At 71.4% G+C, this 11,201-nt stretch carries 9 protein-coding genes; 5 read left to right on the plus strand and 4 right to left on the minus strand.

Annotation, left to right across the window (positions count from 1 at the left end; all coding sequences use genetic code 11):
• Positions 1-109: 109 nt before the first annotated feature.
• Entirely contained in the window at positions 110-493 is a 384-nt protein-coding gene (locus tag SSP08S_RS03490; protein ID WP_019066188.1) for a hypothetical protein, read from the minus strand.
• A gap of 287 nt (positions 494-780) precedes the next feature.
• Here SSP08S_RS03490 and SSP08S_RS03495 point away from each other — a divergent pair, with 287 nt between their 5' ends.
• Together SSP08S_RS03495 and SSP08S_RS03500 are read left to right on the plus strand one after the other, a co-directional pair.
• Positions 781-1,704, plus strand: a complete 924-nt coding sequence (locus SSP08S_RS03495; RefSeq protein ID WP_019066189.1) for a LysR family transcriptional regulator — start codon at positions 781-783, stop codon at positions 1,702-1,704.
• Between the two features lie 428 nt (positions 1,705-2,132).
• Entirely contained in the window at positions 2,133-3,104 is a 972-nt protein-coding gene (locus tag SSP08S_RS03500) for a phosphotransferase family protein (RefSeq protein WP_019066190.1), read from the plus strand.
• Here the strand turns inward: SSP08S_RS03500 and SSP08S_RS03505 are convergent.
• Both SSP08S_RS03505 and SSP08S_RS03510 read right to left on the minus strand, forming a co-directional pair.
• A complete protein-coding gene (locus tag SSP08S_RS03505; protein WP_019066191.1) occupies positions 3,073-3,792 on the minus strand; it encodes a gamma-glutamyl-gamma-aminobutyrate hydrolase family protein in 720 nt (239 codons plus the stop codon). The genes SSP08S_RS03500 and SSP08S_RS03505 overlap by 32 nt on opposite strands.
• 64 nt (positions 3,793-3,856) lie before the next feature.
• A complete protein-coding gene (locus SSP08S_RS03510) occupies positions 3,857-4,591 on the minus strand; it encodes a FadR/GntR family transcriptional regulator (protein WP_019066192.1) in 735 nt (244 codons plus the stop codon).
• Positions 4,592-4,687: 96 nt separating this feature from the next.
• On the opposite strand from SSP08S_RS03510, the gene SSP08S_RS03515 reads away from it, so the two are divergent.
• From SSP08S_RS03515 to SSP08S_RS03525, 3 genes are read left to right on the plus strand one after another with little or no spacing between them, the layout of a single operon-like run.
• Positions 4,688-6,052 (plus strand): glutamine synthetase family protein, encoded by a 1,365-nt coding sequence (locus tag SSP08S_RS03515; protein WP_019066193.1) that lies wholly within the window; start codon positions 4,688-4,690, stop codon positions 6,050-6,052.
• Positions 6,053-6,098: 46 nt separating this feature from the next.
• Positions 6,099-7,508 (plus strand): aldehyde dehydrogenase family protein, encoded by a 1,410-nt coding sequence (locus tag SSP08S_RS03520; protein ID WP_019066194.1) that lies wholly within the window; start codon positions 6,099-6,101, stop codon positions 7,506-7,508.
• Entirely contained in the window at positions 7,505-8,287 is a 783-nt protein-coding gene (locus SSP08S_RS03525; protein ID WP_019064934.1) for a 3-oxoacyl-ACP reductase, read from the plus strand. The genes SSP08S_RS03520 and SSP08S_RS03525 overlap by 4 nt, the downstream gene beginning before the upstream one ends.
• Before the next feature lie 45 nt (positions 8,288-8,332).
• Here SSP08S_RS03525 and SSP08S_RS03530 read toward each other — a convergent pair whose 3' ends face one another.
• Entirely contained in the window at positions 8,333-9,535 is a 1,203-nt protein-coding gene (locus tag SSP08S_RS03530; RefSeq protein ID WP_019066195.1) for an amino acid deaminase/aldolase, read from the minus strand.
• Between the last annotated feature and the right edge of the window lie 1,666 nt (positions 9,536-11,201).

The following is an 11,201-nucleotide window of genomic DNA, read 5'->3' on the forward strand; positions in this document are numbered from 1 at the left end:
GGCACCCACTCGGTCGCATGGCTGGCGATGCCCGTGACGCTCGCCTCCTAGCGCAACGAGAAGCGGCGTGACGCGCTGGTCCGCGTCACGCCGCTTCTGGGAACGCCCGCTACTTCTTGGTGCGCTTCACGGCGATCTTGTCCCGCACTCGGTACACCAGCTCGCTCGGGTTGTCGGTGCGGCGACGCTGGAACGTCAGCTTGGTCTCTCGGTCGAAGCAGTAGCGACGAGCCTGCTTGAAGACGCGCTCAAGCGCCTCGGGGCCGCTGAGGGTGACGACCTGCCACGCGTTCTTGTCCGTCTGCCACGCCTCGTACGCGTTCTCCACGAAGGTGGCGACCTCCTGGGGAACGCTGCTCGTGCCCGCCTCGTAGCGCTTGGGGGCGAGAAGGGCGCTGAGGTCGTCCGCGACCGGCGCGGCGGGCGTCTCGGCGGCGCCGGTGCTCCTGGTGGCCTTGGCGGCCGGGGTCTTGGGGGCTGCGGTCTGAGCCATCGTCTCTTCCTCTTCCTGTTCCGGGGCGGCCACCACTTGGTGACTGTATGTAGTTAAATATTACGGTGAGTAGTTATCGCTGTCCACATCAACTGCCGCTTGGTTCACGGGAGTTGCTGAGAAGTCGCAGGTCGGGGCGTGATACCGGCGGTGATACCTGACCTGAATGACCGGCCGTTCTCCAGGTGGGCCCGACTGGCCCCTCGCCGCTGCGAAGCCCCTGGTCGGAGTGGCTTCAGGTGTCCTGGCCGGTATCCGCCTGTCGGGCAGAGACATAAACTGGATTTATGAGCAGTGACGAGACGGACGGCGGGCGGGAAGGTTCGATAGCGCACCGGGTGCCGGATCTGGGCGCGCTGGAACTGCTGCTGGCGGTGGCCCGGCTCGGCAGCCTCGGCGGCGCGGCACGCGAGCTCGGCATCACCCAGCCGGCGGCGAGCAGCCGGATCCGCTCGATGGAACGGCAGCTGGGTGTCGCCTTGGTGGACCGCTCCCCGCGAGGTTCACGCCTGACCGACGCGGGTGCTCTGGTCACCGACTGGGCGCGGCGGGTCGTCGAGGCCGCCGCCGCGTTCGACGCGGGTGCACAGGCGCTACGGCACCGGCGCGACTCCCGGCTCCGGGTCGCCGCGAGCATGACCATCGCGGAGTACCTGCTCCCCGGCTGGCTCCTGGCCCTGCGCTCCCAACGCCCCGACACGGCGGTGTCGTTGCTGGCCGGCAACTCCACGACGGTCGCGGAGCAGCTCCTGTCCGACGAGGCGGACCTGGGCTTCGTGGAGGGCCTGTCGGTACCGCCCGGCCTGGACTCCACGGTGATCGCCCACGACCACCTGATCGTCGTGACAGCCCCGACCCACCCCTGGGCCCGCCGCCGACGCCCCGTCCCCGCGACGGAGTTGGCGTCCACACCGCTGATCCTCCGGGAAAAGGGCTCCGGCACTCGCCAGGTCCTGGACGCGGCCCTGGGCGGCCTGGCCCGCCCTCTCATCGAGCTGTCCTCCACTACGGCGGTCAAGGCATCCGCGGTCAGCGGAGCGGGCCCGGCTGTCCTCAGCGAACTCGCAGTGGGCGAGGAACTGTCGACCCGCCGCCTCGTCCGCATCCCGGTCGAGGGCCTCACCCTGGCCCGAGACCTGAGAGCGGTCTGGCCCACGGGCCACCGCCCGACAGGCCCGGCCCGCGAGCTCCTGTCCCTGACCCGGGGTTAGCGTCCCGTCCCGGGGGGCTCCGCCCCCAGACCCCCGACCTGTGCCCACCCACCACCCGACTCGGTGAGTTGAGAGGTGTGCGGCCTCGGCTCGGTGGGGCGTGAGGCTCGCGGCCCTGGCGCGGTGGAGTGAGCGGTGCGCCACCCTGACTTGGTGGGGCCAGGGGGTGCGGCCCTGGTTTGGTGGAGTGAGACTCTCGCGACCCGGGCTCGGTGGGCCGAGGGGGCGCGCTCCGCCGATTCAGTAAGCCGAGAGGCTCGCGGCCTTGGCCCGGTAGGGCGAGCGGTGCGCCACCCCGACTCCGCGCTGAGAAGTGCGCGACAGGACCCGGAGCAGCCGAGCGATGCGTCACCCCAGCCCGAAGTATTGACGCCGGGGGGGCGAAAACCCTTGGCACGCGCCCGTGTCCCTCCCTCACCATGACCGGCATGGCTCTTCCCACCGCCCCGCCCGCCACCGGCGTCCGTACGCCCTGGGAAGCTCTCCCCGCCCACGTCCACGACGCCGTCGCGCGGTTGCTCGGTTCGCCCGTGACCCGGGCCGTCACTCAGGTCGGCGGATTCTCACCGGGCACTGCCGCTCGGGTGCGGACAGCCGACGGCACTCGGGCCTTCGTCAAGGCGGTCAGTGCCGAAGTGAACCCGCACAGCCCGGAGTTGCATCGCGCCGAGGCTCGTAACGCTGCGGCCCTCCCAGTCGGGGTTCCCGCCCCTCGTCTTCTCGGCAGCCACGACGACGGCACCTGGGTTGTGCTGGTCTTCGAGGAAGTGGTGGGGCGGCAGCCCCATGTCCCTTGGCGGAAAGGCGAGTTGGCGCGGGTGCTGCGTGCCGTGGAGCGGCTCGGCCGTACCCTCACGCCGTCTCCCGTCGTCGCACCACCCGTGGCCGACCGACTTGCCCACGACTTCGACGGGTGGCGGCGTCTGCTCGACGGGGAGGTGGGGGATGTCGGCGGGCGGCTCGACCCCTGGACGGTCGAGCATCTTCCCGAGCTTGCCCGACTCGCCGCGCCCTGGGCCGAGTTCGCCTCCGGTGGCACTCTCGCGCACTGCGATCTGCGTGCCGACAACATGCTGCTCACGGACGACGGCGGGGTCGTCTTCGTCGACTGGCCGCATGCCGTTCTTGCCGCACCCTGGTTCGACCTGTTGGTCATGCTGCCGTGCGTGCGGGCTCAGGGCGGGCCGGATCCCGAGGAGTTGTTCCGTCGGCATCCCCTTGCCGAGGGTGCTGATCCGGCCGGTGTCACCGCCACCCTGGCGGGGCTCGCCGCGTTCTTTGTCGAGCACTCGCTGCTGCCTCCGCCGCCGGGTCTCCCCACCCTGCGCGCCTTCCAGCGGGCGCAGGGTGACGCGGCCCTCGGCTGGCTCAGGACGCGGTGGGGGACGGTCGTGTCGTAGTAGCGACCGTGGCCGCTTCCACCAGCGCCCGCATCACGCGCAGGTCCTCGCCCATCTCCGGGTGCCATTGGACGCCCAACACCCAGTCTGCGGAGGGGAGTTCGACCGCCTCTGCCGTGCCGTCCTCGGCCCAGGCCGAGACCACCAGGCCCGCGCCCAGACGGTCCACGGCCTGGTGGTGGAACGTCGGGACCGAGGTCTCCTCCGGTACCGCTGTCGCGTACAGCGTCCCCGGTACCGGCTTGACCGGGTGGCGGCCGAAGACTCCCGGGGTCTCCGCGTGGCCGTCGATGTGCTGGACGAGGGTGCCGCCCACGGCGACGTTCAGGAGTTGCATGCCGCGGCAGATGCCCAGCAGGGGGAGGCCGGCTGCCAACGCGGCCTCGATCAGGGCGAGTTCCCAGGCGTCGCGGGCGAGGGCGGGAGGGCCGGTGCGGGGGTCGCGCTCGGCGCCGTAGCGGACCGGTTCGACGTCCGGACCGCCCGCGATCACCAGGCCGTCCAGGCGGGCCACGGTCGCCGCCGCGTGCTCGGGGGCGTCCGGCGGCAGCATCGCGGCGAGGCCGCCCGCCTGTTGGACGAGGCGCGGGTAGCCGGCCGGCAGCAGCGCGGCCTCCAGCTCCCAGGCGCCCCAGCGCGCTCCCGCCTCCAGATACGTACTGATGCCGATCAGCGGCCTGCCCGCCATGCTTTCCTCCGACCGCGAAGCGACGTGAATGGACTTGACGGGGACCATTAGACAACCCCACCCGTCACGCCAGGAAGCCCCGCAGCAGAGCCGCCGTCCCGGCGCAGTGCTCCCGCATCATCTCCCGCGCCCCGTCCGCGTCCCCGTCCAGCACCGCCTCCACCAGCGCGATGTGCTGCCGCTGCGAGTGCTCCAGGTTGCGGACCAGGAGCGGGATGCAGTCGAGGAGGTCGTTCACCGTGGCACGTACCGCCGCGTACTGCGCGGTCAGGGTCGGGGAGCCGCACAGCTCGGCCAGGGTGAGGTGGAGCAGGGTGTCCAGGCGGCGGTAGTCGGCGAGCGGGGCGTCGTGCGTGCGGGCGAGGGCGTCGCGCAGACGGCCCGCCTGCTCGGCGTTCAGGCCGTGCGTCGCGCACAGGCCCGTCGCGCCGACCTCCAGCACCTCCCGGAACCGCAGCACGTCCTCGATGTCGACCGCGCTGATCCGCCGCCGCAGCTCGTCCTCGCCGCCGGCGTCCGACTTCGGCAGCACGAACGTCCCGCCGTAGCGCCCGCGCCGCGACTCCACGAGTCCCTGGTCCTGCAGTACCTTCAGAACCTCGCGCAGTGTCACCCGGCTGATCCCCAGCCGTTCGGCCAGCTCCCGCTCGGCCGGCAACCGCTCGCCCCCCGGCACCAGCCCCAGCCGTACGACCTGCAGAATCTGTTCCAGCGCCTCTTCGAAGCCGTTGCCCGCCCGCACCGGCCGCAGCACCGGGGTCAACCGGTCCTCGACGCCGTCCTCCGCATCCAGCGACATATGGCGGCACCCCCTTCCCAAGCAATGGTTCTCCGCAATACCTTATGGCTTCCGGCCCGGCCGGAAAAAGCGCGCAGAAGCCGAAGGAGCTTTCCCGTGGCAGACCGCACACCCCCGCTGAGCGTCGAGGAGCTGCACGCCCTCGTCGCCAGTGGCGAGATCGACACTGTCGTCCTGGCCTTCCCCGATATGCAAGGCCGGCTCCAGGGCAAGCGGTTCGCCGCCCGCTTCTTCCTCGACGACGTGCTCCGACACGGCACCGAGGGCTGCAACTACCTCCTCGCCGTCGACACCGAGATGAACACGGTCGACGGCTACGCGATGTCCTCCTGGGAGCGCGGTTACGGCGACTTCGCCATGCACCCGGACCTTTCCACCCTCCGCCGTGTGCCCTGGAACGCGGGCACCGCCATGCTCATCGCCGACCTCGCCTGGAACGACGGATCGCCGGTGGTCGCCGCACCCCGCCAGATCCTGCGCCGCCAGCTGGAGCGCCTCGCCGAGCACGGTTTCACCGCGCAGGTCGGTACGGAGCTGGAGTTCATCGTGTTCAAGGACACGTACGAACAGGCCTGGGACGCCAACTACAGAGGCCTCACCCCGGCCAACCAGTACAACATCGACTACTCGGTGCTGGGGACGGGGCGCATCGAGCCGCTGCTCCGCCGGATCCGCAACGAGATGGCCGCCGCCGGGCTGACCGTCGAGTCCGCCAAGGGCGAGTGCAACCCCGGCCAGCACGAGATCGCCTTCCGCTACGACGACGCCCTCGTCACCTGCGACCAGCACGCCGTGTACAAGACCGGCGCCAAGGAGATCGCCTCCCAGGAAGGCGTCTCGCTCACCTTCATGGCGAAGTACAACGAGCGCGAGGGCAACTCCTGTCACATCCACCTCTCGCTCGGCGACGGCAACGGCGGCAACGCCATGGCCGGAGACGGCGAGGGGGGCATGTCGGAGGTCATGCGGTACTTCCTCGCGGGCCAACTCGCCGCGCTCCGCGACTTCTCGTTGCTCTACGCCCCGAACATCAACTCCTACAAGCGGTTCCAGCCGGGCTCGTTCGCGCCGACCGCCGTCGCCTGGGGCTACGACAACCGCACCTGCGCGCTGCGGGTCGTCGGCCACGGCCGCTCCATGCGCTTCGAGAACCGGCTGCCCGGAGGCGATGTCAATCCGCACCTCGCGGTGGCAGGGCTTGTCGCGGCCGGGCTCTACGGCATCGAGCAGAAGCTGGAGCTGCCGGAGGCCTGCGTCGGCAACGCCTACACCGGCGAGTACGCGCACGTGCCCACCAACCTCCGTGAGGCCGCCGAGCTGTGGGAGAACAGCCCGATCGCCAAGGCCGCGTTCGGGGACGAGGTCGTCGCGCACTACCGCAACATGGCGCGCGTCGAACTCGAGGCCTTCGACGCCGCCGTCACCGACTGGGAGCTGCGCCGCTCCTTCGAACGTCTGTGAGGACCCCGCTCCCTTTGCCTGCCGACGAACGTCTGTGAGGACTCCCTTGCCTGCCGAGCACCCGCTGCACGTACTGAACCCCGCCACCGAGGAGGTCATCGCCACCGTCCCGGCCGCCACCGCGGCCGACGTGGACGCCGCCGTCGTACGCGCCGCCCGGGCCCAGGCGAAGTGGGCCGCCCTGCCGCCCGCCGACCGGGCCCGCCTGCTGCGCCGCTTCGCGACCGCGGTGGACGAACACCTGGAAGAACTTGCCCAGTTGGAGGTGCGCGAGGCCGGGCACACGGTCGGCAACGCCCGCTGGGAGGCCGGCAACGTCCGTGATCTGCTCGACTACGCGGCCGGGGGAGTGGAACGGCTGACGGGTCGTCAGATCCCGGTCGCGGGCGGCCTCGACGTCACGATCCTCGAACCGCTGGGCGTGGTGGGCGTGATCGCGCCCTGGAACTTCCCCATGCCGATCGCCGCCTGGGGCACCGCCCCCGCGCTCGCGGCGGGCAACGCGGTCATCCTCAAGCCGGCCGAGACGACCCCGCTCACCGCGCTCCGACTGGCCGAACTCGCCCTGGAGGCAGGCCTTCCCGAGGGTCTCTTCCAGGTGCTGCCCGGCCACGGCCCGGTCACGGGCACCGCGCTCGTCGAGCACCCGGGCGTCGCGAAGATCGTGTTCACGGGGTCGACGGCCGTGGGCAAACAGGTGTTGGCGAAGGGCTCGGAACTCCTCAAGCGCGTCACCCTCGAACTCGGCGGCAAGAGCCCCAACATCGTCTTCGCCGACGCCGACATCGAGGCAGCCGCAGCCGCTGCCCCCATGTCCTTCCTCGACAACTCCGGCCAGGACTGCTGCGCCCGCACCCGCATCCTGGTCCAACGCGGCGTCTACGAACGGTTCCTGGACCTCCTGACCCCCGCGATCGAGGGGGTCACGGTCGGCGACCCGGCCGACGAGAAGACGGACATGGGCCCGCTGATCTCCAAGGTCCAGCTGGAGCGCGTCCGTTCGTACGTCACCGACGACCTGGCCGGCATCCGCGGCAAGGCGCCCGAGGGCCCCGGCTTCTGGTTCCCGCCCACCGTCGTCACCGGCGTCGACCCGCACGCACGCGTGGCCGTCGAGGAGGTCTTCGGCCCCGTCGCCGTAGTGCTCCCCTTCGAGGACGAGGCGGAGGCGATCGCCCTCGCCAACGCCACCGACTACGGCCTCTCCGGCTCCATCTGGACCCGGGACGTCGGCCGCGCGCTGCGCGTCTCGAAGGCCGTCCGGGCGGGCAACCTGTCCGTCAACTCCCATTCCAGCGTCCGCTATTGGACCCCCTTCGGCGGCTTCAAGCAGTCGGGGATCGGCCGCGAACTCGGCCCGGACGCGCTCACCGCCTTCACCGAAACCAAGAACGTCTTCATCAGCGACGTCTCCCCCACCAACGTCTCCACCAGCACGGAGGGCCCCGCACAGTGACCTCAGAGATTGTTTGCCGGCGACTCGTCGGCCGTACCGCCGTCATCACCGGAGCCGGCAGCGGCATCGGCCTCGCCACCGCGCGGCGGCTCGCCTCCGAGGGGGCCAACGTCGTCTGCGGTGACATCGACGAGACCCACGGCAAGGCGGCGGCCGACGAGGTCGGCGGGCTCTTCGTGAAGGTCGACGTCACCGACCCCGAGCAGGTCGAGGCGCTCTTCAAGGCCGCCTTCGACACCTACGGCAGCGTCGACATCGCCTTCAACAACGCGGGTATCTCGCCGCCCGACGACGACTCCATCCTCGACACCGGCCTGGAGGCCTGGAAGCGCGTCCAGGACGTCAACCTCACCTCCGTGTACCTGTGTTGCAAGGCCGCGATCCCCTACATGCGCCGCCAGGGCAAGGGCTCCATCATCAACACGGCGTCCTTCGTGGCGCGGATGGGTGCGGCGACCTCCCAGATCTCCTACACCGCCTCCAAGGGTGGGGTGCTGGCCATGTCCCGTGAACTGGGCGTGCAGTTCGCCCGCGAGGGCATCCGCGTCAACGCGTTGTGCCCGGGACCGGTGAATACTCCTTTGCTCCAGGAGCTGTTCGCCAAGGACCCCGAGCGGGCCGCGCGCCGCCTGGTGCACATCCCGGTCGGCCGTTTCGCCGAGGCGACCGAGATCGCCGCCGCCGTCGCGTTTCTGGCGAGCGACGACTCGTCGTTCGTCAACGCCGCCGACTTCCTGGTCGACGGTGGCATCTCGGGGGCGTACGTCACCCCGATGTAGTCCGTGAACCCCCGCCGGAGCGGGGGCAGTTGACCCCGTGGAGTCTCACAGGAAGGTCATGCCCTCGCCCCGGTAGGTGGGGACGGTGGCCGTCACCTGGTCACCTTCGATCAGGTGCAACGCGTCGAACCGCTCGCACAGTTCACCGGCCTTGGCGTGCCGGAACCACACCTTGTCGCCGATGAGCAGGTCGTCGGCGGGGGAGCCGAGCAGCGGCGTCTGCACCTCGCCGGGCCCCTCCTGGGGGTCGTAGCGCAGACCCTCCGGGAGGTACGGCACCGGGAGCCGGTCGGGGCCCGCGGCGCCGGAGGCGGGGTAGCCGCCGCCGAGGACGGTGACCACGCCGACGCCCGGGCGCCGTACGACGGGCTGGGCGAAGAGCGCGGCCGGACGGGCGCTGAACGACGTGTAGTTGTCGAAGAGGCGCGGCACGTACAGGCCGGAGCCCGCCGCGATCTCGGTCACGGAGTCCTCGGCGGCGGTGTACTGGACACTGCCGGTGCCACCGCCGTTGACGAACTCCAGATCCGGTACGACGGCCCGCACGGCACGCACCACCTCGGCGCGCCGCTCGGCGAGTTCGCGCTTGGCCGTGGCCTGCATCAGCCGGATCGCGCGGGAGCGGAAGGGCCGCCCCGCGACGGAGTCGCCGACACCGGCGATGTGGCCCTCGTAGGCCATGATCCCGACGACCTTGAAGCCGGGGCGACGCGACACCGTCCTTGCGATGTCGGCGAGTTGGGCGGGGGAGCGGAGGGGGGAGCGGAGCGCGCCGATGCGCACCCGGCCGCCGAGCATCCGCAGCGCGGTGTCCAACTCCAGGCAGACACGCACCACTTCGGTGCCGCCGGCGCGTGAGTCGTCGATGAGCTTGAGCTGCGCCGGGTCGTCGATCATCACGGTGACGGCGGCGGCGAGCTTGGGGTCGCCGGCCAGTTCCGCGAAGGCGGCGTGGTCGGCGGAGGGGTAGGCGAGGAGGACGTCGTCGAAGCCGGAGCGGGCGAGCCAGAGGGACTCGGCCAGCGTGAAGGACATCAGGCCCGCGAAGCCGTCCCTGGCCAGGACGCGTTCGAGGAGGGTTCGACAGCGGACGGACTTGCTGGCGACGCGGACCGGCTTGCCACCGGCCCGGCGGACGAGGTCGTCCGCGTTGGCATCGAAGGCGTCCAGGTCGACGATCGCGAGAGGGGCGTCGAGGTGGGCGGTGGCCCGGTCGTAACGGGCCCGGTCGGCGGCGCGCGCAGTCATGAACGCAGCCTGCCAGACAGGATTACCGCAGGGTAGGGGGACGTTCCGGGCAGAAGCCCCGGGGGTGTGGACTGGTTCCCGTTCGAGCGGGGGCAACCCGTAGAGTGACGCGCACGCACGGAGGAAACGCCGCCGGTCGTTCGACCGCGCCCGGGATGGCGGTCCGCCGCGGCGGGTATGCGTGCTCGGGACGGCTTTGATTTTTTTTGTGAGCGTGCCGGGTGAGGCGGGGCGGACGCCGGTGCGTATACGAACAAGGGCAGGAGAACACCGGCCCGCACAAGAAACAAATGGTGGCCCGGGTACGAGGAAACGGGGGGTGCATGAGCACGGAAGCGCGGCGCGCCCCCGTACCGCCCCGTCCCACCTCGCCGCAGGCCCCTTCGGGGAGTTCGACGCAGCCCGTGAACGACACAACAGGCGAAGACTTGGACGGACCGTATTCCGGCACGGGGGGATCTTCCGGGGCCGCTTCGGGGGCAGGTTCGGGGCAGGGCCCGATTCCGCCGATTCCGCCGGTTCCGTCAATGCCTCCGGTGCCTCCGGTTCCGCCGGTGTCGGGTACGCAGGATGCGCAGGGCGGACCCGGGGCGTCGGCCGGGAGCGGTAGCGGCAGGGTGACCTGGGGTGGCGACCAGTCCGGTACGGGGTGGTGGGAGGGCGGCAACGCGAGACGCGCGGCGCGGCGGAGCGCCGGGGCCGACGCGGGCGCCGACTTCCGGGGAAACGGTTCGGGGGCGGACCGCGTAGTGGCTCCGGGCAACGGGTTCGATGGGGGTTCGGTCTCTCCGGGCGACGACTTCGAGGCTCGTGGCGGGCGTCCGGGCAACGGTTCTGACGCACGCGGGGCGTCTGAGGGCAACGGCTTCGCGAGCGGCGGCTTCGAGAGCTTCACGAACTTTGAGAACTTCGAGAGCGACGGCTTCGCGGGCGGTGGGTCGGGGGGCCGCGATGGAGCGGGGGTCCGCGACGGGGTTGGGGCCCGCAGCGGGGCAGGGGCTGGGTCCGGGGCGGGTTTCGAAACGAGAGCTGGGTCTGGGTCTGGGACGGGGTCCGAAGCCGGGGCTGGGGCTGGGTCCGGGGCTGGGTCTGGGACGAGGTCCGAAACGGGAGCTGGGTCAGGGTCTGGGACGGGGTCCGAAGCCGGAGCTGGGTCTGGGTCAGGGGCCGGGGCTGGGTCTGGGACGGGGTCTGAAGCCGGTTCAGGTTCTGTTGGCGTGTCGGCCGTCGGCTCCTCCGACACCCGGCCGCGCTTCCCCGGTGTTCGGCCCTTCTCGCCCTTCGCCGCCGAGACGGTGAGCCCTCCCCCTCCGCCGGCCTCGGCACGCTTCCCGGACACACCGCCGCCGTCCGCGACCGACCCGCGCCGCGCGAACCCCGAACGACCCACCACAGTCCCGCCCCGGCCGCCACACAGGCCGACGGCGACGGGCACCGGCGAAGCGCACCGGGAAACCAGGCCGGACACGAGCCCACCCCTCCGCCCGACCCCGCCGGCAGCCTCCGACACCCCGCCGCGCCCGACTGTCCCACCGCGCCCTGCGGGCGAGGCTCCGCGTCAGTCGTCCGACTGGTCGCGGCAGGAGCCGTCGTCTCGCCCGGTAGCGGCTGCTGGGTCGACGGTTCCGCCGCGTCCTGCGACCGAGGCTCCGCGAGAGACCTCCCA

Source organism: Streptomyces hokutonensis, from assembly GCF_000376565.1.
In the GTDB taxonomy this organism is placed as follows: Bacteria; Actinomycetota; Actinomycetes; order Streptomycetales; family Streptomycetaceae; genus Streptomyces; species Streptomyces hokutonensis.